Here is a 25,157-nt window from a genome sequence, read left to right as displayed (position 1 = left end):
GTTCCCGTCGCCTACAGGGTTCTTTTGGGCCTCGAGGTTCCTTCCGTCCACGAGGCCTGCGAGGGTATAGGGACGATGCGATGGGGCGATAAGTATGATGCAAGAGCAGGGCACGCTCATTTACTCGGCGCAAGCGATGGAGGCAGTAGACGTCTTATGTCCGAGCAACAGCAGGGAAGACTCGAGGGATCGGTTTCGCTAATTACCGGCGGAGCGAACGGCATCGGTCGCGCGACCGCAGAACGCTTTCTGGAAGAAGGCGCAGTAGTCGTCGTCGGCGACATCGAAGAACCCGATTCGTACGAAGAGGGTGAGGTAGACTACGTCGAGTTGGACGTGAGCAGTCAGGACGACTGGGAGGCCACGATTTCCCACATCGACGAGGAGTACGGGGAGTTGGACGTGCTGTTCAACAACGCGGGTATCATCTCCTACGACTCGATTACGGAGGTCGATTTAGAGACGTGGGAGCGAGACGTCGGCGTCAACCAGACCGGCGTGATGCTCGGTATGAAACACAGCGTCCCGCTCATGCGCGAAAGCGGCGGCGGATCGATCATCAACAGTTCCTCGATCTGGGGGAACGTCGGTTCCGAGGGGGCAGCCGCGTATCAGGCGACGAAAGGCGCGGTTCGCAACATGTCGAAAAACGCGGCACTCACGTACGTCGACGACGACATCCGCGTGAATTCGCTTCACCCGGGGCCGATCGATACGCCGCTCATGCAGGCCCAAGACGACGCGATCAACGAGGAGGTCATCGAGGCGACGCCGATGGGTCGCATGGCAGAGCCACGCGAGGTCGCGAACGCCGTCTTGTTCGCCGCGAGCGACGAATCGAGTTTCATGACTGGGTCGGAACTCGTTATCGACGGCGGCTATCTCGCCCAGTAACAGTTCGGCAGAGCTGGCGGTCGGTAGGGTTCGACGCAGTCATCGCGACGACGCGGTTCGATCGACCGCGACGACGTGGACGTCCTCGGGGGCGAATCCGACGGCCACGTCTCCGGAGAGCGGATCGGGCGTCCGGACGAGCAGTTCCTGGCCGTGCCACTCGAGGTGCACCCGCGTCGTCTCGCCGAGGAACTCCGCGCTCTCGACGCTCGCCGTCGTCGCGTTTTCCCCGCCCGATCCCCCTCGCTCAGCCCCGACCCCCACCTGCAGGTTCTCGGGGCGGACACAGAACGTGATCGTGTCACCAGTCGCAACTTCACGCTCCTCGAGATCGATCGCGAGCGTCTCGGCGCCGACCTCGAGCGTCGCTCGCTCGCCCTCGAGCGACCGGACCGTTCCCTCGAAGACGTTGTTGTCGCCGATGAATTCGGCGACGAAGCGCGTCGCGGGCCGACGGTAGATCTCGCGGGGGGTCGCGATCTGTTCGGGAGCGCCAGCGTTCATCACGGCGACTCTGTCGGAGATCGCGAGCGCTTCCTCCTGGTCGTGGGTCACGTAGACCGTCGTAATCCCGAGTTCCGACTGGATCTCTTTGACCTGCAACCGGAGGCGTTCGCGTAGCCGCGCGTCGAGCGCGCTCATCGGCTCGTCGAGCAAGAGGACGTCGGGACCGGGGGCTAACGCGCGAGCGATCGCCACTCGCTGTTGTTGCCCGCCCGAGAGTTGGTCGGGTTCCCTGTCGCCCATTCCGCCGAGGTCGATCAACTCGAGGAGTTCCGTCACTCGCTGGTCGTCGGAGACACCCCCCGGCGGGTCGGCGAAGTTGAGGCCGTACGCGATGTTTTCGGCGACGGTCATGTGCGGGAACAGGGCGTAGTTCTGGAAGACGACGCCGACGTCGCGATCCTCGGGTGGCACACCGGTCACGTCCGTTCCGCCGAAGCGGATCGTCCCGTCCGAGAGCGTTTCGAAGCCGGCGATCAGCCGAAGCGTCGTCGTCTTGCCACAGCCCGAGGGGCCGACGAGCGTGAAGAACTCGCCCTCGCGAACGGCGAGGGACACATCGTCGACGGCCGTCGTCTCGCCGTAACGTTTCGCCGCGTTCTCGAGTTCCAGCGCGATCGGTGCGTCCGCCGAAGGACGTGGCTGGTCGCTCGCCCTCGCAGTGCGCTGCTCGTCGAAGCGAGATTCCTCAGAGGCCAACGTGATCACCTGCGAGTCGGTCGATGACGACGAAACTCACGCTCGTGACGACGAGCAAGACGACACCCATAGCGGTTGCCGGTCCGAGCCGACGGCCGATGAAGCGTTCGATCGCGACCGGCATGGTGTACTGGTCGGTTCCCGTCGCGAGGACGACCGTCGAGGAGAACTCCCCCATCGAGATGGCGACGGCAAACGCCGCGCCCGCGACGATCCCCGGCCAGACGAGAGGCAACTCGATGTCGAGCAGCGCGCGCGTCCGAGACGCGCCGAGGGCCCGCGCGGACTCGATCAACGATCGGTCGATCGACTCGAGGCCGGGTGCGACCGTCCGCACGACGAACGGATAACACGCCACGGCGTGGGCGGCGACGATGGCGAGCGAACCGGCAACTGTGAGCCGAATGCTCCCGATCTCGATTCCGAAGACGGGCCCGCGCAGGAGGCCGATTCCGACGATAACTCCCGAGACCGCGAGCGGCGCCATGAGGAGTGCGTCGACGAGTTTCCGCCCGCGATAGCGACGCGTCGTCAGAACGGAGATGACGACGCCCATCGGCACCGCGAGTGCCAGCGCGCCGGCGGCGAAGAGCAGCGAGTTCACGATCGCTTCTCCGGGTTGGACCTGAAACGCCGCGCCAGTCGCCTGGCGCTCGAGGAGGAATCGGTAGTTTTCGAGCGTGAATCCGTTCGGGCCGTTCACGCTCGTGTAGATCATGCTCGCGATCGGGAAGACGAAGACGACCAGCGCGACGACGGCGTAGACGCCGATTCCGAGTCGTGGCAGAAGTTCCCGAGCGGAGAACGTCGGCGGCGAAAGGGGACGTCGCGGGAGTGGGCGAATACCTCGCGAACGGACGACGTGATTCGCCTCGTAGCGAAGGTAAGCGTAGAGGATTCCCAGCGAGATGGCGAGTTCGACGATCGCCAGCGCGGCCGCCTCGGCGTAGTTCAGGTCCTGAATCAGCTGGTAGACGAACACCTCGACCGTCGCGAGTTGGAACCCGCCCAGTGCGAGGACGATTGGGAACGTGCCGAACGTGAAGACGAACGTGAGCGCAGCCCCCATCAGGATCGCCGGGTAGAGCTGCGGGGCGACGATGTCGCGAAACGCCCGCGTCGGACTCGCGCCGAGGCTGCGAGCGGTTTCGATCGCGCTCGCGTCGACGGACTCCCACGCCGCCGTCGTCACGCGGGCGACGAGCGGCGCGTTGTAGAACGCGTGGGCGATCACGATCGCCTCGAGCGAGAACATGAGGTCGACCGGGCCGAGACCGAAGACGCCGAGGACGCCGTTGAGCGTCCCGTTCTGGCCGAACGTCGCGACGAAGCCGATCGCGACCATGATCGAGGGGATCACGAATGGAAGGATCGTGAGCGAGCGGAGCAGTCGCCGGCCGCGGAACTCGTAGCGCGCGAGGACGTACGCCGCGGGCAACCCGAGGGCGACGCTGAGGAGCGTCGAGAGAAACGCCTGATAGGCCGTGAAGCCGACGATCCCGAACCGCCGGTCGCTCGAGAGGAGGTCCCGGCCGACCTCGATCGGCGACTCGAAGGCGAACAGGCGAGCGAGATCACCGAAGTAGAACGGATCGCGCAGGAGGTCAGCGAAGACGGAAAGCGTGAGCGCCCCTTCCACGACGACCGACTCGACGAAGACGGTCGCGACCGGGTAGTAGAACAACACCAGCAACAACAGGGCCGTCCCGACGCCGAAGACGGCGATCGCTCGGCGCTCGAGGCGATCACTGATCCGACTCGAGACGGGCCGTTCGTCGCTCATGCGTGATGTATGGGTGGATTAGTCCCGGTATTCGCGCCCGCTGTCACGCGGGCGACCGTCGCGAGAGGGGTATTCGCCTCGGCGCGGCGTCGCCGGTCGCAATCGGACTCCTCGACCCCATCGCAATCGGACTTCTCCACCCCATCACAATCGGACTCCTCGAACCCAACGGCTATCCGGCGCTCGCGTGAACGCGGAGGTATGTCGGTATTCGCACTGCTTCGCGTGACGCCAGTAACGGAAGACGACATCACCGCGGACGTCGCCGCAGCGATCGACGCGCTCGAGGACCACGACGTCGAGTACGAGACGACGCCGATGGCGACGATTCTCGAGGGCGACGACGTTCGCGAACTCTTCGCGGCCTGTGCGTCGGCCCACGAAGCCGTCGAGACGGCCGAGATCCAGACGCTCGTCCAGGTCGAGGAGAAACGAGACACGGAGTTGAGCACCGACGACAAGATCGACGCCGTCGAAGGCGAACTCGGACGTGACGCGCGCAGCCAACGGGAGTGACCCCGGTATCGACGGCGATACGGGGTTCGTGCTGGCACGTCAGAACCCACCCGCGACCTCGCGTTCCCACTCCTCGAGCCACGTCGAGAGGTTGCCCTCGAGTTCGTCGTAATCGAAGAAGACGACCTCCTCGGGTTCGATCATGTACTCCTCGATCTCCTCGGGAAGTTCGGTCTCCTCGTTGACGGGTCCGGTGACGTTTCGCTCGGCGATGACGGACTGGACCTCCGGCTCGAGGATGAAGTCCATGAACTCGTGTGCGAGGTCATCGTCGGTCCCGTCCGCGAAGCGAGCCATTCCGGCCATGTTCGCGTACCCCTGATCGTGAAGCGTCGCGACCTGGTGCTTGTCGAGGTCGTTCCCGTCTCTACTCGCGTAGACGCGGTCGTCGGTGTAGGAAACGACGACGGGGATCTCCTCTTCTTCGAACTGCGTGTAGACCTCGCCCCACTCGTCTAAGACCCGCGCATCGTTGTCCATCAGGTCGTTCCAGTATTCGAGGTAGCCGTCCTCGCCAAAGTGATCGACCGTCCAGAGGAAAAACAGGAGTCCGGTCGTCGAACTGTTTGGGTTCGACATCGCGAGGTCGCCCTCGTACTCGCTCGAAAGCAAGTCGTCGAACGTCTCGGGTTCCGAGACGTTGCGGCCGTCGTAGACGATGCCACAGTGGCTATGAAACGTCGGAATCGCTCGCTCCTCCGGATCGAAGTAGAACTCATCGTCGATGTCTTCTGCGTTCGAGAGGACGCTCTCGTCCGTACTCGTGAAGAGGTCTCCCTCGAGTTGCTCGTCGGCCTGCACGAGGTTCTGCGGGCGAACGCCGAGGTAGAGTTCCGGTTCGACTTCGCTCCCGTCGTTGTGTCGCTCGACGTAGTACGTGAGTTCCTGATCCGGCGTGTGCCACTCGAATTCGACGTCGTGGCGGGATTCGAACTCCTCTTTGATCCACTCGCCGGGACTGTCACTCGGCGCGTCGACGAAGGAGGTGTACGTTCCGACGGTGAACACGTCGTCGTCGGATCCCATGTCAGTTACCGAACAACCAGCGAGGCCTGCGGTGGCGAGAGCCGCTCCTGTCGAGAGAACCGTTCGTCGTCTCATTACCGGGTAATCTTATCCGGAGGTACGTAAGGGCCGCGCTTCTCGGCCAAAACTGTTCACTCCGTCGACAGCTCTATCCGTCCGTTCTCGGGCACCGATTCGGTTAGCTTCGAGAGGCGCAACCGGCCGGTTTTTGCCGCCGTCCGGAGAGCGTAGAACCCTCGAGAGTCGGGGACCCGCTCCAGTACCTCGTCGTCGACTGCCCCGTACCAGGCGAGGGGATGTTGCCCCGGCTCGCTCCACGACGACCGCGGGGCGAGAAACGGTGGCAGCCAGTCACCGTCACGTTCACTGAACTGACGCACGGGCGTGTGCCTGAGCAACGAGAGGCAGCGATCGAACGGGGAAAGCGACCGATCGGTCCGCCTCGCACGTCGTTTGGAAACGTTGGCGGCGTTCCGATACGCCTCGACCGCGAGCGAGGCGTGCGCCGCCTTCTCGCGTCGTTGCTCGAGTGGTACCTGCTCCCACGCGCGGACGTACGCCGGATCCCAGAGCGGAAGCCACCAGTCGACGCCGGCGTCTTCGTACGCTCTTAGGTCGCCGTTCGTGAACGTCGACATCCGCCCGCGCCACTCCCAGCGTTCGTACCCCGCGGCCAGCCTCGTGGGGTCGGTAAGCTGTTCGGGTTGTCGGCCGCCGAGTACTCCCCGTCGAATCCGCTCGAGTGCGGCCTCCCGAAACGCGTCGTCGTCCCACTCCCAGAGGCCGTAGTGCGTCTCGAGGACGTACTCGACGAGCGCCTCGAGCGAGGCTTCGATGCGGGATTCCGGTTCGGAATCAGGCTTGGACTCGGACTCATCGTCGGCTCCGTCGGTCGCCGGAACACACCCGCCGCTGCGTCCGCTTCGCCCGCGGCTCGATTCACCCGTGAAGACGGGAAGCCGTTCGCTCGGCGTCGCGACGGTGTGGCCGGGACAGTACAGCGCATCCTGGGGAATGCGCCCGCGCTCGAGCAGTTCCCGAAGGGCCGGCCACTCCGCGAGAAACGGGAGGGCGTCGCCCCCGAACGCGCGCTCGCGGTAGCGAACGCCACTCGAGGCGTGGTACCACTCGCGCCAGGTTTCCTCGTCGTAGGGGAGGAACTCCCACTGAATTCCCAGCCGCGAGGCGACCGCTCGGCTCATTTCGACGTCCGGGTGGCCGGAGCGACCGAAGGTGAACCCGATCACTTCCCGGCCGCGGGCGACGAGCGACGAGGCCAGCAGCCGCGAGTCGTACCCGCCCGACAGGGGGAGGACGACCGGTCGGTCACCGGCGACGCGCTCGAGTCTGTCGAGGGCCGTCTCGAGCGCGGCCTCGAGTCGCGATTCCGGATCTTCGGCCCCGCTGCCGACGCTCGGCCCGGCCGGCCAGTACTCGCGGTACGTGCCTCTCGTGACGTTCCCGTCCTCGAGACGGACGACCTCGCCAGGTTGGATCGCGAACACCGACTGCCAGACCGTCTCCGGACCGGTGACGTAGCGCGTCAAGAGGAACTCGTTCTCGGCGACCGGGTCGCGTTCGGCCTCGATCGAATCGCGAACGACGGTCCCGCGATCGGAGACGATCGTTCCGGACGCGTCGTAGTACAGCGGAATCGATCTGGCTCCGTCTGCAACGAGTATCGTCACGTCTGGCGTCCTCACGACGGCGGCGTAGAACCCCTCGAGCGTCACTGCAGCGTCCGCCACGGCCTCGGAAATGGACTCGAGGGAATTGTCTGGGTCCGCACGGTCGACAGCGTCGTGGAACCGCCGGGCCAACGCCTCGCCCTCGAGTAGTGACTCTTCGGCGAACGCCCGGCCGCGAACCGAGATTCCATCCTCGTGCGTCCAGCCGTCTCCGCACAGACGCGTCTGCATAGTCGTGCTTTCGCCGACGGGTATTTAGCAACGGCGGCTGGCGGTAGCGACAGTTGCACCTGCCGGCCCCAACCCTACACTTCCGACTACGGATCCTCCGGACATGGTCGACATCGACACTGACACGGAATCCGATCTCGAGTTAGGCAAGGCGACGATCGTCTACGAAACCGCGACGGGTGACCTCGAGCGAGCCACCGTCGACAACGATCACATCGCCTACTTCCAGGGCCACTGGCTGTTCGCCTACGGTACAGATTCGGACGGCAACGACGTCGTTCGCCGGGTGCCAAGAGAGCGCGTCCGCCTCGTGGAGCGCTCCGTCGAGGAGATCGAGGAGCGATTCGAGACGGCCGTCGACGAGGCGAAGGGGAAACTCGAGAATCTGGTCGACTGAGCAGGCGTCCAGATTCGACGGTGAGCAGCGTCGCTCGAGCACTGTTCGGTGGGGGTTGTGCAAATAGCAGGTCGACGTCAGAATCTCCGGACGCACCCGCTGTCCCCCGCCTTCAACACCTACTGAACAGCTGCGACGATCGCATCCAGCTCGTCTTTTCGGAACGATGACGGTGCTTCTTCCGGATTAACTTCCGCTACGACGCCGATCTTCCACAGGATCCCCGCCCTCATTTCTGCTTTCGGAGGCAGACGTCCACTCGTCTCAACCTCGTACCCCACCGCGTCACAAACGGCGGCCAGGTCCTCTTTCGTGAACGGTGCCGATCGCTCTCGTTCAAATCGACCGACTGCGACCCTGATTTCGTTCCGAAGTTCGTCGACGGTTCGTGTCATACGTGCCTCGACACGCACAGACACCGTCTTTGTTCCGGTCAGAAACCGTGTACCGACAGCACTTCGGAATCAACGGGTGCGTTCAGTCGTCTTTCGCTATTGGTCCTCGAGATCGACGTGCTGGATACGGCGGATACACTCTGTCCGGGGCTTTTGTTCGTTCCACGCCCGAGCCAGCGTACCAACCGTCAGTACAATCGCGAACTGATCGACGATCGTCCACGACGCGCTGGCCTATCTGACAGTCAGTACTGGTCGAAGGATGACACCTATATGTGGTATGCTAACGTGTATATGGTCGCCTCTACTCAGTCCGGGGGTAGGAGGGATCATGACTACAAAACTCACTCCAAAAGGTGGAATCCTACGGAGAACAGTTCTCAAAGCCAGCGCGGCCGCGGCGGGGGCGGTCACCCTGAGCGGGACAACGGTCGGCGACGAGCACGACGTGGACGACGACGAGAACGATGAAGCGGATGAGGTAGACGAACCTGACGGTTTCGAGGTCGAGATTCTCCAGGAGCACGCGTCGTTCGCCGACGGCGTGGCCGCGGCGTTCGAGGTGACCTACGACGACGTCGACGAACCGATCGTCGTCGACCTCGAGGACGCCTCGACCGTCATCCTCGCCGAGGCGACGTGGGAAGAAGACGCGGAGTCCGGGTGGCACCGCCACCCAGGGATGTCGATCGTCCGCATGATCGAGGGCGAGATCGAGCACACGATGGAGGACGACTGCGTGTCGCGGACGTACTCGGCGGGTGACGCGTGGATCGACCCCGGTCACGTCCACAAGGCAGACAGCGAGGAGGGCGCGCTCGCACACGTCACCTTCCTCGGGATCCCCGACGGCGAACCCGCGACGGAGTGGGTCGAGGCGGTCGAGTGCTGACAGCCCTCACTCTATCGCTGGCCTTCGTCGGTCGAACCACAGTTTGTGCCCCGTTCGCGCTGTCTATTATCACAACTTGTCAACGGGAGACGCTACTCGGGAGGACTCTCAGCGGTCACGAGGCACCTGTCGTGTACAGCGGTGCAGTCTGAGAAAATTACGGATGGGTACAGTATCGTCGTCCGAACGGGTCGTCTCTACCGTTGCTCCTCGAGGTCTGCACGCTGGTGGCGGTCGACCTCGTCGGCCCAGTAGGCTTCCGAATCGTCGTAGGACGCCCCGAGGGCGATCAGGAACCCGGTGATCGCTGTTACGACGGCGATTGCACCGATGGCGACGACCGCGAGTGGGAGCACCGACCCAGGGAGAACCTGTGCCGAGGTCAGCAGCGAGACTGCCGTGACGGCGGCGATAAGCGCGAGCAGTCGACCGAAGCGGCCAGTATCGAGGCCAGACGTGTCGGTTTCGGTATCGGCTTCCCCAATGGTGTCGATACCAGCGTCAGAATCGCTGGTACTGCCCAGTAGTTCGTTCACCACGCCGCTGTACTCGCCGTCGCTCGAGATATTGCCCAGCGAGTGAACCGAGTGGGCGACCCACAGCCCCGCGGTGAAGTTGAACAAGGCGATGAACGAGACGAGGCCGACCTGTCCGCCGACGACCAGCGCTGCGAGCACCGCGTTCACGAAGGCGAGCACCATGACCGCGTGGATGGCGATCGACCGAGTACCGAAGTCTTCGAAGAACGTGATGTGGGCGAGTCTCATACGCACTCCTCGGTTCCGAATGGGGAAGTCGCACACGCCTGACTGTGCCATACTGTGCCAAACGCGAGTGTAGCGGGGGCCGATACGAACGCTCGAGCGTGCCCGACTCGTGGCGGAATCGACCGCCCTCGACGCCCGCTCGAGGGATCGCAGCCCACTTACCCGTCCTCCTCGAATCGCCGCCTATGCAGATCAAAGACCGGGAGCAGGTCGAAGGCGGGCGCGAGCGGGTGACGGTCGTCCCCGAGAGCGTCGACGACCTCTGGCACCTGCAGTACGTCTTAGAGCCCGGCGATCGCGTTGCAGGCGATACGACCCGGCGCATCCAGCGCAACGACGAGCAGATGCGCGACACGGGCGGCGAACGCGAACCCATGTGGGTCGCTATCGCCGTCGACGACGTCGAGTTCCACAAGTTCGCCAACCGACTGCGCGTCGGCGGCGAGATCGTCGCCTGCTCGCGCGAGGATCAACTGGGCTTTCACCACACGCTCAACGTCGAAGAGCGCGAGGAACTCTCGATCGAGAAGCGCTTCAAACCCGACCAGGAAGCCCGACTCGAGGAGGCCGAGGAGGCAACCGAGAACCCGGACGTCGCCATCGCCACCGTCGAGGAAGGACAGGCCCACGTCCACACGGTTGCCCAGTACGGCACCGAAGAGCGAGCGACGATCACCGGCCCCACCGGCAAGGGCGAGTACGCCCGCGAACGCTCGGAACTGTTCTCGGAACTCGGCGATGTCCTCAAGCGCCAGGACGCCGATGCCATTATCCTCGCCGGTCCCGGTTTCACCAAACAGGACGCACGGAAGTACCTCGAGGACAACCACCACGAGGTCGCCGAGAAGATCACGATGGTCGATACGGCGGCCGTCGGCGACCGCGGGGTCCACGAGGTGCTCAAGCGCGGTGCCGTCGCTGACGTTCAACAGGAGACGCGCATCGAGAGCGAGGCCGAGTACATCGACGAACTTACCCAGCGAATGGCCGACGGGGCCAAGGCCGCTTACGGACCCGATCAGGTCCAACAAGCCGCCGAATTCGGTGCCATCGAGCGACTGCTCGTCCTCGACGACCGATTGCAAAAAGAACGCGGGCCGGACGGCGAGTGGGCCGTCCGCATCGACGAGATCGTCCGCACGACCGAACAGAAAGGCGGCGACGTTACCGTCTTCTCGAGCGAGTTTCCACCCGGCCAGCAGCTATCGAATCTGGGCGGGATCGCGGCACTCTTGCGATACCGACTCGAGTGATTCGTTCACCCGTCGAAAATTTCGTCCGGACGGATTATGGGAACGACGACTCGATGTCGTCGCCCGCCTCGAGTAGTTGAATGAGGACATCGGCGAACAGCGAGCCAGCGCTCCAGATCGCGGTCTCGCTGCCGTCGTTGTCGACGACGCTCAATAGGAGACTATTGTCGTCGATGACGACGATCCGGCCCGAACGGTCGTCGCTCGCGCGTCGAGACGGCGGCAACGTGGTCGTGATTCCCTCGGTATCCTCGAACATATCCCGTACGTCGTCGGTTCGACTGATTACGATGACCGAGACGCCAGCTGCGGCCCGCTCTTGGATCGTCTCTTCGATCGCATCGGTGACGAATCCCGGCAGTCGCGTCCCGAAGATAATTCGCTCTTCAGCCTGCGAGAGGAGATCGACCGACCGGTTGTTGATCCGCTCTCGACTCCGGACGGTCCAGATATCCTCCTGGGTTTCTTCGGTCGTCGGCTCCTGTTTGACCGAGTCGACGTAGTCGAACGCGCGCTCTTGTTCGCGCTCGAACCGGTTTCGGAGCGTCTCCTGTGCTTCCTCGATGCTGACCGGGCGATAGCGAATCGGACTCGATTGTTGGACCTCGAGTAAGCCCCGTTCCTCGAGGCTTTCGGCGACGCTGTAAACCTGCGAGCGAGGGACGTCGGTGGTATTTGCGACGTCGCGTGCAGTGCCAGACCCGAGCTGGTGGAGCGCGATGAACACCTTGGATTCGTAGCTCGTGAGTCCGAGTCGTTCGAACGCGTCGATGGCCTCGCTCTCGTCGATCGTCACTCGTTGGTCCCTCGTTGGTCGTCGGAATCGGCTGTGGAAACCGTTTCGGTTTCGGTTCCGGTTCCGGTTCCGGTTCCGGTTTCGGTGTCAGTGTCGGTATCCACATCGGTCGTCGTTCCGCCGTCGCTTGCAGTCGGCGCTCGTGACGTCGATCCGGCGGTGTCGAACGAGACATCGGGGCCAAAGTATCGCGTCCAGAGGATCAACAGGGTTGGCAACACGATCACGCTCGCGAGGAACGAGTACGTGATCGTCAACCCAGTGATGATCCCGAACTGCTGGAGCGCCGGGAAGATCGCGAAGGCGAGCGTCCCGAAGCCACCGACCGTCGTCGCAGCGCTGCCGAGCAACGCGCCGCCAGTTCCGCTTACGGTCGTGTGCATCGCCGACCAGGCGTTGCCCTGTCGCTCTAACTCGAGCGTGTATCGGGCACTGATGTGGATGCTGTAGGCGACTCCCATCCCGACCGTGAGGCTCGTGATCATCCCCGTCAACACGTTGAACGGGATGTCGAGCAGGTACATCGTGCCGAGGATCCAGCTGACCGCGAACGCAACCGGGATCAGGGTTACCGTCCCGAGGGCCGCGCTGTTCCCGGTGAGCCAGTAGGCTACTGTCAGGAATCCGAAAACAGTCACGAGCGTGATCAGCAGGCTCTCGAGCACCGTGTCGAGCAGGTCCTGCTCAACGATGTGATTGACGATCGGATCGCCCGTCGCGATTGCGTTCAGTTCGCCGTCGCCGGCGTCGAGATTGCGCTCGTCACCCGTTCCGCTGGCGTCGATTGTGCTCGCGATCGCTCGCAACTCCTCGGTCGTCTCGTCGAAGCCTGCGTCACCCTGCACGCCGACGATTAGCTGTGCGGCCTCGTACTCGCCGTCGTCGGTTCGGTGGATGACGTTACTCGCTTCGTCTTCGTGCTCTTCGAACAGTTCGTCGTAGAGTTCCTCGACGTTTTGGTCGGGAACACCGTCACCGGTCGTATCCGCTTCGGTGAACGAGTCGTTGAACGAGTCGTCGTCGTCGTCGGAATCGTTGTCCGAGTCGTTGTCGTCGAAGTCGAACGAGTCGTCCTCACCGTCGTCTTCGGCTGCGGCGTCTTCCATCACGGTAAGCGGATCTTCGACGTCCGCATCGCCGTTTGGCAGCGTGTAGACGATGTCGTTCTCGGCTGCCTCGTCCTGCGCGTCGGCGAACTCCTGTAAGGTGTCGTCGTCGGTTATATCACCCTCAATTAAGATTTGGGCCTCGCTGTCTTCGCGCTGGAAGTTCTCGTTGACGAACTCGAGGTCGTCAGCGGCCTGGTACTCACTCGGAGCCATGTCGCCGGGGAGGTGCTCGGTCCAGCCGGGTGGACTCTCGGCGAGGAAGTCTTCTTCCTCGAAACTGGTGTCGACCTGACTCGCACCGTAAACGCCGCCTGCGGTGAGCAACAGGGCGGCGACGATGACGATGATCGGAATCCGTCGTGCTGCCGTCGATCCGACCGTCAAGACGCTGGTGAATCGACCCTCGCCGGTCCCGAACGCACGCTTGCGTCGGCTCCACCCTCGGGACTCGAGGAACGAGTCGATCTCGACTTTGAGCGCGGGGATCAGTCCGCCGAAGACGATCAAGGCGGCGATGATCCCGACGGAACTGACGACGCCGAACTCCTGAATCGGGCCGATCGGACTCACGAGATTCGCGAGGAAGCCGATGGCGGTGGTTGCGGTCACCCAGACGAGTGCGACCCCGACGCCTGCCAACGCGATGGTCATCGATCCGCGGACCGTATCGTCTACGCCTTCGTTTTCGCGTTGCTCTCGATGGCGCATGAAGACGTGTATCGCGTAGTCGATCGAGAGCCCGATCAGGAGGACCGGGACGGCGATCATCATCTGGTTGAACACGATTCCGGCCCAGCCCATGAAGCCGAACGTCCAGATTAATACCGCGATGATGCCGACGACACCTAACACGATGTCGAGCGGGTCGCGGTAGGCGACTGCCAGTGCCGTGACGACGAACAGTAAGGCGAGTGGGCCGACGATCGCGAGACTGTCGTCCATCGAGTTCTCGATTTCGTCCGTCAGGACGCCCCCACCGAAGACGAGGTACTCTTGTTCGTCGTCCTCCGCGAGGTCGCGCAGATCGAGTTGGCTATCGAGGGCGTCGTCTCCGCTGCCGTCCATCTCCTCACCGCCCATCGCGTCACCCATCTCGGACTCCTGGGTGATCATCGTCATCCGGGCGTCCGCCTCGAGTGCACCCGGCTCGTAATCCGTCGACATGAAGTCCAATGCCGGCGCATCGTCCGTCTCGTCGTCCTCCGTCATCGCATCCTCGATCGCCTCTTCGTACTCCTCGTCGTCGAGGTCCTCGAGCGCTTCTATCTGCTCTTCGAGCGTCGGATCGAGGTCCTCGAGTTCCTCGGCGTCATCCTCGAGGGCTTCGGCGTCTTCCTCGAGTTCGTCACCTCGCTCCTCGAGTTCGTCGCCCCGTTCTTCGAGTTCCTCTTCGCGTTCTTCGAGTTCGTCGCCGTCTTCCTCGAGCGTCTCTCCTCTGGACTCGAGGGAACTGGCTTGGCTCTCGAGTTCTTCGAACTCTTCGGCGAAGACGCCTGCAGTTCCGGTTTCGTATGTTTCCTCGAAGGCCGCTTCAAGTTCGAAAGCCTGAGTCCCAAGATCGGTTTGAAGGTCTGCAACGTCTAATGCTGCATTCGTGTATTCTTCCTCGTTGGAAGTTTCCTCAATCTCAGTGTTAGTGGACTCATTGAAGACCATTTCAAGTTCGCTATCTGGAGCATTTGGATTCTCCGCTGAATGGCCTCTAGTTGCTTCAAGTCCAGCTAACAGGTCATCTTGATCTGCTTGCTCGTCTTGCTCTGCTAAGTCTTGAACCTCATCATACTCGTGTTCAAGTTCGACCAGTGTCTGAATGTCATCTGTTGCGTTACGGAAATCGGATTCCGATCTCTGCTGGTCTTCATCGAGGTTTGTTTCGTTAATCGCCTCTTCTATCTCCTCGTCGATTAACGCCTCTGCTTCAGGTTCTGCCAATTGCCCGTCGAGGTATAACCCGTGTAGACCTGCAACTTCGTTTAATGTATTGTTGAGAACTTCTACTTCTTCCTCGAGTTCAGCCTGATCCTCTTCCAGTGAAGCAGAATCGCTCTCGAGACTGTCCGCACGAGATTCGAGATCTTCAGCGTCTTCCTCGAGTTCGTCACCCATCTCCTCGAGTTCGTCGCTTTCCTCCTCGAGTTCGTCTTGGCGTTCCTCGAGATCGTCGGCTTGGTCCTCGAGGTCGTCGATCATCTCGTCGGAGATGACGGAGATTGCGACGAGGTTTTCGACACCCATGATGGGGTCGTCGTCGACGAGCGTGTCGTTGATGGACTCGTTATCGTGGATGTCCTGTTGGAACTCGAGAGAACTGATCAACGACTCCTGTGCAATGACGTTGTCGCCCTTAGCGATCAACTGCACCGACGTCGTATTCTCGTCGTCATCTTCAACGACGAAGTTGTCGTTGATGTCCTCGAGCGCCTGCGCTTCGTCGGATTCGCTCTCGAATTGATCGAGCGACGAATCGTCGTCGACCATCGGCATCCCGGCACCCGCAAGCGTCGTCACGAGAAGCAGTGCGACGATAACGATCTTGGAGTGTCCGGTGACGATATCCGCAATCCGGTTGGGGAGACTCATCCACCCACCTCTGTCAAACACGTCAGCTGAATACGGGGAACCATTCTGTTGTTATGATCCTACAAACTACCGCTATAAACTTGTTCGGATCCGTGCATCGGAGTGTGTTTAATTACCATGGATGGGTGTCGAGGGAGTGCCGCTTCCTACTCTTGCTGAAATACGATGTAGAATTGACTATTCGTGTTATTTTAGTCGAACGAGTCGCCTGCTTCCTGTTTCGCCTGCGGCGTGTGATCGATTCGCTGACCGAATGTGACCAACTGTCAGTCGATAGAGATCGTTTTGAGATCCGATGCGAAGCGAACGTCGCCGTCGTAGTGGGCACCGATTGACTCGAGCATCTCGTCGTGGCGACCGTCCGTGTGCGGGTAGAGGTGTGTCAGGTAGACGCGACCGATTTCGCGGCCAGCCAGGGCCGTGCCGAGCGTCTCCGGCGTCGGGTGGTTCGAGACGTCGATGTCGTCCGGGAACGAACAGTCGTGTGCGAGGATCGCCGACCCCTCGGCGAAGTTCGCGAGCCCGGAGAACGCTTCGGTGTCGCCGCTGAAGGTGAACAGATCGCCAAAGCGGTAGGCCAGACACGGCAGCGAGTGGCGGGTTTCGTACGCCGAGACGTCGAACCCGGCGACCGAGAACTCGCCGGGAACGACCTCCCGCACCTGCAAATCAAGTTTGTCTTGCATGTACTCGTGGACATCCAGGAGGTCGTCGAGCAGCGGTTTCGTTCCCTGCGGGCCGACGACCTCGAGGTGTTCTTCGCCGGCCAGCCAGCGAGCTTTCATGAGCGGGAGCAGATCCGCGACGTGATCCAGGTGGTGGTGTGTTAGGAGGACGCTCGAGACGCTCTCGTAGCCGACGCCGGATTGCTGGAGTCGATGAAGCACACCGGAGCCACAGTCGACGAGGAGGGTTCGTCCGTCTTCCTGGACGAGAATGCCAGTCTGGAACCGTTCGCCCGTCGGCATCGCGCTGCCGCTTCCGAGAAAGGTGACGCGCATACTGGCCTTTCGGACGGCCGCTCCGATAAGGCTAGCTGCTTCGAACGCGAATTATGGGCCGACCGAGTCGTGACCGTCCAGAGCTATTACCACCCCGGCGCTCGTCACAGCGGATATGCGAGCAGCAGTACTCGAGGCCTACGGCGAACCGCTCTCGATCGAGTCGGTCGCCGAACCGGAGCTATCTCCACACGGCGTGATCGTCGACGTCGACGCCTGTGGCATCTGCCGGAGCGACTGGCACGCCTGGCAAGGACACGGCGAGTGGGCCGACGATCAGGTTCCACTCGGGCAGATTCTGGGCCACGAACCCGCCGGCCGGGTTGCGCGAGTCGGAGCGCGAGTCAACACGCTCGAGGTCGGCGAGCGCGTCGCCGTTCCGTTCAACCTCGGCGAGGGATCGTGCTACCAGTGTCGAAACGGGCACGGAAACGTTTGTGAGGACGGCTACGCGCTCGGATTCGAATCGAGCGTGCCCGGTGCATTCGCGGAGCAGATCCACGTTCCACACGCCGATTTCAACGTCGTGACGCTTCCGGGTGGTGTCTCCGCGGAGGCCGTCGCGGCCTTAGGGTGTCGGTACGTGACGGCGTTTCACGCGCTCGCTCACCGAGCCGATATCGACGCGGGGGACTGGGTGGCCGTCCACGGCTGTGGCGGCCTCGGATTGGCTGGTGTCCAAATTGCGAGCGCGCTCGGCGCGCGGGTGATCGCCGTCGACGTTCGCGAGGAACCACTGTCGATGGCGAGTGACCTCGGCGCGGAGGAAACGATCGATGCGTCGGCACTCGAGGACGGAGCGACGGACGGGCCGGCTTCCGTTCCGGTTGCAATCGAAGGGATCACACAACAGGGGGCACACGTCTCCGTCGATGCACTCGGGCGCGCCGAGACGTGCCGGAACAGCCTCGAGTGTCTCCGAATCCGTGGGACACACGTTCAGGTCGGTCTCACGACAGCCGCTGAGCAGGGTGAGGTTACCCTGCCGATCGACGACGTGACGCGCTGGGACGTTACGATCGTCGGCTCCCGCGGGATGCCGCCCTCGCGCTACGACGAACTCGTTCGGATGATCGACGCGGGCGTCCTCGAGCCCGAACGGTTGGTCACTCGCCGCGTCGACCTCGAGGAGGTCTCCGAACGGCTCGCAGCGATGACCGACTACGAAACTCGGGGGGTCGAAGTCGTCACGTCGTTTTGAACGATCACCCGTGCCGTAGTATCACCGGTTTCGAGGGGTGTACGAGGTGTTTTCGATCTCGAGCACGTAGTGAGTTACATGGCCTCACTCGAGTACTACGACAAGCTCCTATTGGCCATCGCGGGCAGCCTGATCCTCGGAGTCGTGATCGGTGTCACGACCTCCGTCGCAGTCTCGACCGGAATCGCCGGGGGCTCCGTGGTAGCGACGGTGTTCGTCTACGAAGCGATATTCCGAAATCCGCCGGGGCCTGTTACGTCCGCGCAGGTCAAAGCCACAGCTGTCGTCTGGCACGCATTTCTGGTGGTCACGATCGTCGCTGCGTTGCTCTGAAGTGCGACTCACACTCGTCTCGAGACGACAGCTGCTATCGGAAGGGTGCGGGACGAGCGTTCGCTCGGGCACCGGTAGACGCCGGCCGCCGCGGTTCGCAGTCCAATGCTGATGGTCTATTTGCGCACGCGACCCTCACACGATCACTTTCACTGCGGTGGCCAAACCCTCTTACACGCCGGCCTCTGAGTCGAGACAATGAGTCGAACCGACGGCCGCGAGTTGCCGGTCGGTGACGACGCCCTCCCGTTCGACCCCGACGATGTCGTCATCGAGGACCGCGACGTCTTCGATCGCCTCGAGCCAGCGGTCCAGGAGTGGTGGCTCGAGGAGTTCGGCGAGTTCGTCCCCGAAAATGACGGCTTCTTCACGCCGCCTCAACGAGGGGCGATTCCGAAGATTCACGACGGGACTAACACCTTGATCTGTGCGCCAACTGGCAGCGGGAAGACGCTGGCCAGTTTCTGTTCGATCATCGACGAACTGTACCGGCGGGATAGAGAGTCTGCTGACGGCCTCGAGAACTCGGTTTACTGTCTGTACGTCTCGCCGCTCAAATCCCTCGCTAACGACATCCACCGAAATCTCGAGGTACCTCTCGAGGGAATCGAGTCGATCGTCGAGGGACGAGACGACGACGCGGAGACGGGCGAGATTCGCCACGCGATTCGCCACGGCGACACGACCTCTTACGAACGCCAGCAGATGCTCGAGGAGACGCCACACATCCTCAACACGACCCCCGAGACGCTCGCGATCCTCCTCAATTCCCCCAAGTTCCGCGAGAAGCTCCGCACCGTCGAGTACGTCATCGTCGACGAAATCCACGCGCTGGCGTCGGGCAAGCGCGGGACCCACCTTTCGGTGAGCCTCGAGCGACTCGAGGCGCTGGCCGACGACGAGATCACTCGAATCGGGTGCTCGGCGACCATCGACCCGCTCTCGGAGGTCGCGGAGTTTCTGGTCGGTTGTGACGACCCACGAGTCGGTACCGATGATAGCGACGATGGCGGCGATACTACTGACGAAGCTCCTACTGCTGACGGAGACGGTCCCGTTCACCGTCCCTACGAGATCGTCGACGCCCGCTTCGCGCGCGAGTTCGACGTGGAACTCGAGTGTCCGACGGACGACCTGATCAACACGTCCCGGGAGGTCGTTCAGGAGCGATTCTATCGACTGCTCCACGACCACATTCAGGAACACACGAACACGATCGTCTTCACGAACACGCGTTCGGGAGCCGAACGAGTCCTGCACAATCTCCGCGAGACCTTCTCCGACTACGACGAGGCGAACTCCGGCTGTCACCACGGTAGCCTCTCGAAGGAGGTTCGCCAGGACGTCGAAGCGCGACTCAAGACGGGCAAACTCGACGTCGTGACGACCTCGACGAGCCTCGAGTTGGGAATCGACATGCCCCACGTTGATCTCGTCGTGCAGGTCGGTTCGCCCAAATCGGTCGCCTCGTTGCTCCAGCGCGTCGGTCGTGCAGGCCACCGGGTCGGCCAGACCGTGACGGGCCGGGTAATCGCCCTCGATCGGGACGAACTCCTCGAGTGTGCGGTGATGCTCCAGACGGCCGAAGAGGGATTCGTCGACTCGGTGTCGATTCCGGAGAACGCACACGACGTCGCCGCTCAGCACGTCTACGGGATGGCTATCGCCGAGATCCGTCCCGAAACCGACCTCAAGTCCATTCTTCGGCGCGCGTACCCGTATCGAAACTACGGTGACGAGAAGTGGGAGTCCCTCGTCCGGTATCTCACCGCCGAGTACGGCGGCCTCGAGGATCGCAACGTCTACGCAAAAATTTGGCGCGACGAGAACGATTCACCTGACGGCGAGCACCACTACGAGGAGTATCCCGTCGGCGAGACGCTGATCGGTAAGCGAGGCCGATTAGCGCGCGTCATCTACATGACCAACATCGGCACCATTCCGGACTCGTTCACCTGCGAGGTGTTCACCCGCGCCGGCGACGAGTGGGTCGGCCAACTCGACGAGAACTACCTCGATACGCTCGAGAAAGGCGACGTCTTCGTCCTCGGCGGCGACCACTTCGAGTACCGATACCGACGCGGCTCGAAGGTGTACGTCGACCACACGAGCGCGCGACCGACCGTTCCCTCCTGGTTCTCCGAACGGCTGCCGCTCTCGCCCGACCTCGGTCGAAAGATGCTCACCTTTCAACAGACCCTCCTTGAGCACTACGAGGACGGTGGGCCCCCTCGAGTCCGCGCGTGGCTTCGCGACCTCCCACTCGACGACGACAGCGTCCGCGCGCTCGCCCGTCTCTTCGAACACCAACTCAGATACGCCGGACCTGAAAGCATTAGCACGAGCGAGCGCCTCGCTATCGAAGTCGTCCGCGACCGTGATGAGTACGAGCGCCACTACTACGTCCACTCGCTGTACGGCAGGCAGTTCAACGACGGCTTCTCGCGCCTGCTCGCCTACCGCTGTGCACAGGAGGCGACCGCCAACGTTCGCGTCGCCGTCGCCGACAACGGCTTCGTCCTCTCGATGCCCCTCAACCGGAAAGTCGACATCGAAGGCATCATCGACGACCTCGCGGCCGGTGCCGTTCGCGAGGATCTGCGAGCGTCGCTCGCTGACACCGACCTCCTCCAGCGATACTTCCGCATCAACGCGACCCGTGCCCTGATGATCCTCAAACGGTACAAGGGCTACGAGAAATCGGCTAGCGAACAACAGGTCTCGAGCGAGATGCTCCTCGGCTTTGCGACAGACCTCGAGAACTTCGCCGTCATCGAAGAGACCTACCGCGAAATCCTCGAAGACAAACTCGACGTCGAGATGATCGAGTCGGTCGTCGCTGCGCTCGAGTCCGGTGACCTCTCCGTCGAGCGCCAACTCTTCGATTCGCCCTCCCCTCGGGCGTTCGGTCTGGCGACGCTGTCGGCGAGCGACGTGGTCCTCGCGGAAGACGAGAGCGCCGCGTTGCAGGCATTTCACGACCACGTACTCGAGGAAATCGGCGAACAGTCGCTGCCCGACATTGCGACCGGCTCGAGTGACGAATAGTAAACGTATCTGTGGTATGTCATATTATCCAATCGCCATCGAGGCCGTTCTATTTCAGCCACCGTGTCTAGGCGCTCTCCGTTTGTCCGCTTAACAGCGGTAGCGTTCTCCCAAACAACCTTTATCTTGGAAACGAAACGGGGTGTACGTTGTCGCGGGGACTGCGAAACAGCGCCGCTCAGTGTCGGAGTATCGGCAGATGCTTGCCGTTCTCACCTGAGTACGACGTGACCGGAGTTTCCGACCCGACTTCCCACGGGCATACGACGCACTTCGAACGCGAAAACTATACCCACTATGACAGATACTGAACCACCGAACTGGGACTTCAAGGACCGTGACATTGCTATCCTCTGTGAACTCTCGGATGACCCCCAACTCTCCTCGAGGGAGTTGACGTCCGTCCTCAAAGAGGAGTACGACATCGACGTCTCACACGTCACCGTCAGCGAATCGATTCGGCGGATGCGTGACGAGGGTGTGTTTCGGGAAGCAATTATCCCGAACGAAGAGTACTACACGTTCGCGCTCTTCGAGTTCAAGTTCAACGCCGAACACTTCGCCGAGGGCTGGCGAGACGCGATGGAGTACATCGAGAGCGATAAGCACACGCTGTTTTTCTTCCTCTCCGACGGCGAGTACCAGTGGAAGACCGTCATGATGTTTCGTGGCCGACAGGAAGTCTCGAAGTGGATCCACGACTGCTACAAAGAACACGGGGATGTCATCGCGAACATCCGAAACTCGTCGGTCCACAACGTGTTGAAGTTCCAGACTGATCCACAAATCTACAAAGACTTACGCGGCGAGTGAAGCGACTCGCCTACGAGTTCGTCTCGCCGTCCGGTCGAAACAGCCGATACGTCGTGCGGCCGACGGCCGCTTCTCCGTCGGCACCGCTGACGGAAACCTGCGTCACGCCTGTCGACCCACCGACGCGAACGACTTCCGCGTCGGCGCGCAACGTCCCCGTTGCCGGGCGAAGGTACGAGACGTTGAGATCCGTCGTCGTCAGGTGCGTCTCGTTCGGTTTGTCGAACGTCGTTCGGAGCGCGAACGCACTCGAGGTGTCGATCAACGTCGCGACGATGCCGCCGTGGACCGGGTCGTAGCCGTCGTTTCCGACCGGATTCTCGAAGTCCTCGTCGCGGTCGATCGTCAGGACGGCGCGACCGTCCGCGAGGTGTTCCGCGTCGATATCGAGCCACGAGAGGTAGCCGTGGCGCTCGACGAACGATCGCCACTCCGGCCAGTCGGTCGCGTCGTCCAGTGTCGTCATGTGTTACTTCCCTTCGAACTCCGGCTCTCGGTCTTCGGCGAACGCCATCGTTCCCTCGAGAACGTCTTCCGTGCTCGTGAGCAGACCGAACCCTTGACTCTCCATCGCGAGTGCGGCGTCGATGCTCGCGTCCTGGCCCTCGTTCATGACCTGTTTGGCGATCTTGAGTGCGATCGGCGGGCCGCCGGCGAGGTCCGAGACGAACTCCTCGACGGTGTCGTCGAACGCCTCGCGGTCGACGGCGCGGTTGATCAGGCCCCACTCCTCGGCACGGTCTGCGTCGATGTGGTTGCCACGGAAGACCAGTTCCTTGGCACGCGTCTCGCCGAGGATGCGCGTGAGTCGCTGCGTCCCACCGGCGCCGGGGATCAATCCGAGGTTGATCTCGGGGGCACCGAACTCGGAGCGGTCGGTCGCGACGCGAAGGTCACAGGCTAACGCGAGTTCGAGGCCGCCGCCGAGACAGAAGCCGTCGATCTTGGCGAGGACGGGCCGTGGGAACTCGTTGACCGTCTCGAAGGCTTGGGAGACGTCCATCAGGTCCGTCGGGTTCGCACTCGAGAAGCCGCTGACGTCGGCACCGGCCGAAAAGGCGCGGTCGCCCGCGCCCTCGATCGTCGCACAGCGAACCTCGTCTGTGTCAACGCTCGAGAACAGGTCGTCGATTTCGGATAAGAGATCTTCCGAGAGCGCGTTCATGCGCGACGGTCGGTCGAGTTCGACTGCTAAGACGCCGTCTGCGAGTTCGACGTTGATGTTGTGATAGGAATCGAAGCCGCCGTCCTCATTGTCGTACTCGTAGAAGCCTTCGCCAGCGTCCTCGCCGGTCTTGCCGTCCTCGACGAGTTCTTCGAGGTAGGGATGTGGCTCGAATCGCTCGGAGCCCGTCTCCTCGTGGAGGGTCTCGAGTTTCTCGAGGACTTCGTCCAGCCCGATCTTGTCGGCGCGTCGGCAAATCCCTTCGGGGAAGCCGAGGCCGAGTTGGACGCCGGTGTCGACTTCCTCGGGTTTGGCGACATCCTCGCCGACGAGGAACGCCGCGCGGTTGATCATGCGTGCTTCGACGCGCAGCCAGTCGAAGCCGCCTGCGTCGTCGGGCTGGTAGTCCGCGCCGTCGCCGTCTTCGTAGTCGTAGAATCCTTTTCCGGTTTTCTGGCCGAGTTCCTCGGCTTCGACTTTCTCCTCGGTGATCGGCGGAATGGGCGAGTCGCCTTCCTTGCGGACGTGGTAGCCGACGTCGATGCCGGTCAGGTCGGCGAGCTCGAACGGCCCCATCGGGTAGCCGCGTTCGTGGGACATCGTGGCGTCGGCCTGTCGAATGTCGGCTTCGCCTTCCGAGACCATGAACGCCGGTTCGCCGCCGAATGGGCCGACGATGGTATTGACGACGAAGCCGCGAACGTCCTTGCGGACGTAAATCGGCGTCTTAGCGATCGATTCGACCCACTCGTAGCCCGCCTCGGCGGCCTCGTCGCTCGTGTCGTTGCCGTAGATGACCTCGACGAGGTCCATCTTGACCGGCGGGTTGAAAAAGTGCAAGCCGAGGACGCGTTCGGAGGTGTCGACGACCTCCGCGATGTCCGAAATCGGCAGACTCGAGGTGTTCGTCGCGAGCAGCGTGTCCTCGTCGCAGAACTCCTCTAAGTCGGTGAAGATGTCGTGTTTCAAGTCGAGGTTCTCCGGTGCGGCCTCGATCACGAGGTCGGCGTCGGAGACGGCCGTCTCGAGGTCGGTCGTCGTGTCGATGCGCGAGAGGACGTCGTCGGCGGATTCGTCGATCAGTTCCTTCTCCTCGAGTTTCTCGAGGCTCCAGGCAATCGACTCGTAGCCGTCGTCGACGAACTCGTCTTTGATGTCGCGCATCGTGACGTCGTAGCCGGCCATCGCGGTCACTTCGGTAATTCCGTGCCCCATGTTGCCCGCGCCCAGGACGGCGACGCGGTCGATGCTGTCCAGTGACATGGACGGGAGGTCTACCGGCACCGTCTTAATACCACCGACACCGCTTTAGCAATGTTAAGCGTTTACTATTCGGACTGACTGTTCGTTCGTCGGCTCCCGGAGGAGATAAACTTCGGTAATTGTCGAAGGAGTTTCCGCCGCTGACGGGAGGGGGACCGGTCGTTAGATTTCGGTGTACTCGTAGACGTCACCCGAGTCGTCGAAGGCATGAATCGTCAACGGATCGTCACCGCGTGGCCCCATTCCGGGCGAGTACTCGGGCATTCCCGGTGCGGCGACACCTTCGATGTCGTCGTCATCGTCTTCGTACGCTTCTTCGACCGCCTCGAGTGGGACGTGCCCTTCAACGACGTAATCGCCGAACTCGACGGTGTGACAACTCTCCGCATCGCTGGGGACGCCCAACTCCTGCTTGACCGCGCCGGGATCCTCCGTTTCCTCGAGTTGGACCTCGAACCCGTTGTCCTCGAGGTATTCGACGTACTCCGCACAACAGCCACAGTTCGGATCGTGATGCTGGACGACCGAATCGACGGGAAGCGATCCGGACCACTCCCAGTCGTCGATATCGCTCGAGCCACCGAGGTCGAAACAGCCCGCGAACCCGACCGCTGCGAACGCCGACCCCGAGGCGCACAGTTTCCGCCGCGTCAGTTCCATAGCTGAATGTACCGGCTCAGCCACAAGATTCTGTCGACGTAGTGGTTGATTTTGACACTCACACCAACCGACGAATAGCGACCGGTAGAACTGTACAGCCCATCGGGCCCGCATCCGAATCAGGATCGCCCAAACGGCCTAAA

General features: G+C 62.4%; 22 protein-coding genes. 10 read left to right on the top strand and 12 right to left on the bottom strand.

Annotated features, from left to right (window positions below):
* Nucleotides 1-156: 156 nt before the first annotated feature.
* Complete coding sequence (locus tag BB347_RS09235; protein WP_076580805.1) at nt 157-894, top strand: SDR family NAD(P)-dependent oxidoreductase; 738 nt, start codon at nt 157-159, stop codon at nt 892-894.
* 39 nt (nt 895-933) lie between these two features.
* Here the strand turns inward: BB347_RS09235 and BB347_RS09230 are convergent, their stop codons facing one another.
* Both BB347_RS09230 and BB347_RS09225 read right to left on the bottom strand, forming a co-directional pair.
* Nucleotides 934-2,097, bottom strand: a complete 1,164-nt coding sequence (locus BB347_RS09230; protein ID WP_076581686.1) for an ABC transporter ATP-binding protein — start codon at nt 2,095-2,097, stop codon at nt 934-936.
* Nucleotides 2,087-3,880, bottom strand: a complete 1,794-nt coding sequence (locus tag BB347_RS09225; protein WP_076580803.1) for an ABC transporter permease — start codon at nt 3,878-3,880, stop codon at nt 2,087-2,089. Before BB347_RS09225 ends, BB347_RS09230 begins: the two co-directional genes overlap by 11 nt.
* A gap of 5 nt (nt 3,881-3,885) precedes the next feature.
* Here BB347_RS09225 and BB347_RS09220 point away from each other — a divergent pair, with 5 nt between their 5' ends.
* Together BB347_RS09220 and BB347_RS09215 are read left to right on the top strand one after the other, a co-directional pair.
* Nucleotides 3,886-4,071 carry a hypothetical protein gene (locus BB347_RS09220; protein ID WP_076580801.1) on the top strand — a complete coding sequence of 62 codons (186 nt, stop codon included), beginning with the start codon at nt 3,886-3,888 and terminating at the stop codon, nt 4,069-4,071.
* Nucleotides 4,072-4,081: 10 nt separating this feature from the next.
* Nucleotides 4,082-4,396: a thiamine-binding protein gene (locus BB347_RS09215; protein WP_076580799.1), complete on the top strand. Its 315-nt coding sequence runs from the start codon at nt 4,082-4,084 to the stop codon at nt 4,394-4,396.
* A 39-nt stretch (nt 4,397-4,435) separates the two neighbouring features.
* Here BB347_RS09215 and BB347_RS09210 read toward each other — a convergent pair whose 3' ends face one another.
* Nucleotides 4,436-5,497, bottom strand: coding sequence for a thiamine ABC transporter substrate-binding protein (locus tag BB347_RS09210; protein ID WP_076580797.1), 1,062 nt, complete (start codon nt 5,495-5,497; stop codon nt 4,436-4,438).
* Between the two features lie 56 nt (nt 5,498-5,553).
* The gene (locus tag BB347_RS09205; RefSeq protein WP_076580795.1) at nt 5,554-7,341 is read right to left on the bottom strand and encodes an asparagine synthase-related protein; all 1,788 of its coding nucleotides are present in this window, start codon (nt 7,339-7,341) and stop codon (nt 5,554-5,556) included.
* Between the two features lie 103 nt (nt 7,342-7,444).
* On the opposite strand from BB347_RS09205, the gene BB347_RS09200 reads away from it, so the two are divergent.
* A complete protein-coding gene (locus tag BB347_RS09200) occupies nt 7,445-7,738 on the top strand; it encodes a hypothetical protein (RefSeq protein WP_076580793.1) in 294 nt (97 codons plus the stop codon).
* A 119-nt stretch (nt 7,739-7,857) separates the two neighbouring features.
* Here BB347_RS09200 and BB347_RS09195 read toward each other — a convergent pair whose 3' ends face one another.
* Complete coding sequence (locus BB347_RS09195) at nt 7,858-8,133, bottom strand: hypothetical protein (protein ID WP_076580791.1); 276 nt, start codon at nt 8,131-8,133, stop codon at nt 7,858-7,860.
* A 331-nt stretch (nt 8,134-8,464) separates the two neighbouring features.
* On the opposite strand from BB347_RS09195, the gene BB347_RS09190 reads away from it, so the two are divergent.
* The gene (locus BB347_RS09190) at nt 8,465-9,025 is read left to right on the top strand and encodes a cupin domain-containing protein (protein WP_076580789.1); all 561 of its coding nucleotides are present in this window, start codon (nt 8,465-8,467) and stop codon (nt 9,023-9,025) included.
* A gap of 197 nt (nt 9,026-9,222) precedes the next feature.
* Here the strand turns inward: BB347_RS09190 and BB347_RS09185 are convergent, their stop codons facing one another.
* Nucleotides 9,223-9,792 carry a hypothetical protein gene (locus BB347_RS09185; protein WP_076580787.1) on the bottom strand — a complete coding sequence of 190 codons (570 nt, stop codon included), beginning with the start codon at nt 9,790-9,792 and terminating at the stop codon, nt 9,223-9,225.
* A gap of 185 nt (nt 9,793-9,977) precedes the next feature.
* Between BB347_RS09185 and BB347_RS09180 the strand changes: the two genes are divergently transcribed.
* Complete coding sequence (locus BB347_RS09180; RefSeq protein WP_076580785.1) at nt 9,978-11,045, top strand: mRNA surveillance protein pelota; 1,068 nt, start codon at nt 9,978-9,980, stop codon at nt 11,043-11,045.
* Nucleotides 11,046-11,079: 34 nt separating this feature from the next.
* Here the strand turns inward: BB347_RS09180 and BB347_RS09175 are convergent, their stop codons facing one another.
* The 3 genes from BB347_RS09175 to BB347_RS09165 form a co-directional block, all read right to left on the bottom strand.
* Nucleotides 11,080-11,841, bottom strand: a complete 762-nt coding sequence (locus BB347_RS09175) for a TrmB family transcriptional regulator (protein WP_076580783.1) — start codon at nt 11,839-11,841, stop codon at nt 11,080-11,082.
* Nucleotides 11,838-15,530 (bottom strand): efflux RND transporter permease subunit, encoded by a 3,693-nt coding sequence (locus BB347_RS09170; RefSeq protein ID WP_076580781.1) that lies wholly within the window; start codon nt 15,528-15,530, stop codon nt 11,838-11,840. The genes BB347_RS09175 and BB347_RS09170 overlap by 4 nt, the downstream gene beginning before the upstream one ends.
* A gap of 266 nt (nt 15,531-15,796) precedes the next feature.
* The gene (locus BB347_RS09165) at nt 15,797-16,531 is read right to left on the bottom strand and encodes an MBL fold metallo-hydrolase (protein WP_076580779.1); all 735 of its coding nucleotides are present in this window, start codon (nt 16,529-16,531) and stop codon (nt 15,797-15,799) included.
* Nucleotides 16,532-16,646: 115 nt separating this feature from the next.
* Between BB347_RS09165 and BB347_RS09160 the strand changes: the two genes are divergently transcribed.
* From BB347_RS09160 to BB347_RS09145, 4 genes are all read left to right on the top strand, one after another.
* Nucleotides 16,647-17,732 (top strand): zinc-dependent alcohol dehydrogenase family protein, encoded by a 1,086-nt coding sequence (locus tag BB347_RS09160; RefSeq protein WP_076580777.1) that lies wholly within the window; start codon nt 16,647-16,649, stop codon nt 17,730-17,732.
* 78 nt (nt 17,733-17,810) lie between these two features.
* Nucleotides 17,811-18,065, top strand: a complete 255-nt coding sequence (locus tag BB347_RS09155; RefSeq protein WP_076580775.1) for a hypothetical protein — start codon at nt 17,811-17,813, stop codon at nt 18,063-18,065.
* A gap of 198 nt (nt 18,066-18,263) precedes the next feature.
* Complete coding sequence (locus BB347_RS09150; RefSeq protein ID WP_076580773.1) at nt 18,264-21,113, top strand: ATP-dependent helicase; 2,850 nt, start codon at nt 18,264-18,266, stop codon at nt 21,111-21,113.
* Nucleotides 21,114-21,410: 297 nt separating this feature from the next.
* A complete protein-coding gene (locus BB347_RS09145; protein WP_076580771.1) occupies nt 21,411-21,926 on the top strand; it encodes a winged helix-turn-helix domain-containing protein in 516 nt (171 codons plus the stop codon).
* A 10-nt stretch (nt 21,927-21,936) separates the two neighbouring features.
* Here the strand turns inward: BB347_RS09145 and BB347_RS09140 are convergent, their stop codons facing one another.
* The 3 genes from BB347_RS09140 to BB347_RS09130 form a co-directional block, all read right to left on the bottom strand.
* Nucleotides 21,937-22,392 (bottom strand): PaaI family thioesterase, encoded by a 456-nt coding sequence (locus tag BB347_RS09140; protein ID WP_076580769.1) that lies wholly within the window; start codon nt 22,390-22,392, stop codon nt 21,937-21,939.
* A 3-nt stretch (nt 22,393-22,395) separates the two neighbouring features.
* Complete coding sequence (locus tag BB347_RS09135; protein WP_076580767.1) at nt 22,396-24,354, bottom strand: 3-hydroxyacyl-CoA dehydrogenase/enoyl-CoA hydratase family protein; 1,959 nt, start codon at nt 24,352-24,354, stop codon at nt 22,396-22,398.
* 162 nt (nt 24,355-24,516) lie between these two features.
* Nucleotides 24,517-25,014: a DUF411 domain-containing protein gene (locus BB347_RS09130; protein ID WP_076580765.1), complete on the bottom strand. Its 498-nt coding sequence runs from the start codon at nt 25,012-25,014 to the stop codon at nt 24,517-24,519.
* Nucleotides 25,015-25,157: the final 143 nt, after the last annotated feature.

The sequence above is a fragment of the Natronorubrum daqingense genome (assembly GCF_001971705.1).
GTDB lineage: Archaea > Halobacteriota > Halobacteria > Halobacteriales > Natrialbaceae > Natronorubrum > Natronorubrum daqingense.
This window is presented reverse-complemented; position numbering and strand designations above follow the sequence as displayed.

What these genes read in the sequence shown, in the direction of transcription:
- BB347_RS09160 (WP_076580777.1), top strand. Translation starts at nt 16,647, where the DNA reads ATGCGAGCAGCAGTACTCGAGGCCTACGGCGAACCGCTCTCGATCGAG.
- BB347_RS09225 (WP_076580803.1), bottom strand. Translation starts at nt 3,880, where the DNA reads ATGAGCGACGAACGGCCCGTCTCGAGTCGGATCAGTGATCGCCTCGAG.
- BB347_RS09130 (WP_076580765.1), bottom strand. Translation starts at nt 25,014, where the DNA reads ATGGAACTGACGCGGCGGAAACTGTGCGCCTCGGGGTCGGCGTTCGCA.
- BB347_RS09180 (WP_076580785.1), top strand. Translation starts at nt 9,978, where the DNA reads ATGCAGATCAAAGACCGGGAGCAGGTCGAAGGCGGGCGCGAGCGGGTG.
- BB347_RS09135 (WP_076580767.1), bottom strand. Translation starts at nt 24,354, where the DNA reads ATGTCACTGGACAGCATCGACCGCGTCGCCGTCCTGGGCGCGGGCAAC.
- BB347_RS09145 (WP_076580771.1), top strand. Translation starts at nt 21,411, where the DNA reads ATGACAGATACTGAACCACCGAACTGGGACTTCAAGGACCGTGACATT.
- BB347_RS09155 (WP_076580775.1), top strand. Translation starts at nt 17,811, where the DNA reads ATGGCCTCACTCGAGTACTACGACAAGCTCCTATTGGCCATCGCGGGC.
- BB347_RS09235 (WP_076580805.1), top strand. Translation starts at nt 157, where the DNA reads ATGTCCGAGCAACAGCAGGGAAGACTCGAGGGATCGGTTTCGCTAATT.
- BB347_RS09185 (WP_076580787.1), bottom strand. Translation starts at nt 9,792, where the DNA reads ATGAGACTCGCCCACATCACGTTCTTCGAAGACTTCGGTACTCGGTCG.
- BB347_RS09195 (WP_076580791.1), bottom strand. Translation starts at nt 8,133, where the DNA reads ATGACACGAACCGTCGACGAACTTCGGAACGAAATCAGGGTCGCAGTC.
- BB347_RS09210 (WP_076580797.1), bottom strand. Translation starts at nt 5,497, where the DNA reads ATGAGACGACGAACGGTTCTCTCGACAGGAGCGGCTCTCGCCACCGCA.
- BB347_RS09200 (WP_076580793.1), top strand. Translation starts at nt 7,445, where the DNA reads ATGGTCGACATCGACACTGACACGGAATCCGATCTCGAGTTAGGCAAG.
- BB347_RS09220 (WP_076580801.1), top strand. Translation starts at nt 3,886, where the DNA reads ATGTATGGGTGGATTAGTCCCGGTATTCGCGCCCGCTGTCACGCGGGC.
- BB347_RS09190 (WP_076580789.1), top strand. Translation starts at nt 8,465, where the DNA reads ATGACTACAAAACTCACTCCAAAAGGTGGAATCCTACGGAGAACAGTT.
- BB347_RS09165 (WP_076580779.1), bottom strand. Translation starts at nt 16,531, where the DNA reads ATGCGCGTCACCTTTCTCGGAAGCGGCAGCGCGATGCCGACGGGCGAA.
- BB347_RS09205 (WP_076580795.1), bottom strand. Translation starts at nt 7,341, where the DNA reads ATGCAGACGCGTCTGTGCGGAGACGGCTGGACGCACGAGGATGGAATC.
- BB347_RS09170 (WP_076580781.1), bottom strand. Translation starts at nt 15,530, where the DNA reads ATGAGTCTCCCCAACCGGATTGCGGATATCGTCACCGGACACTCCAAG.
- BB347_RS09215 (WP_076580799.1), top strand. Translation starts at nt 4,082, where the DNA reads ATGTCGGTATTCGCACTGCTTCGCGTGACGCCAGTAACGGAAGACGAC.
- BB347_RS09140 (WP_076580769.1), bottom strand. Translation starts at nt 22,392, where the DNA reads ATGACGACACTGGACGACGCGACCGACTGGCCGGAGTGGCGATCGTTC.
- BB347_RS09150 (WP_076580773.1), top strand. Translation starts at nt 18,264, where the DNA reads ATGAGTCGAACCGACGGCCGCGAGTTGCCGGTCGGTGACGACGCCCTC.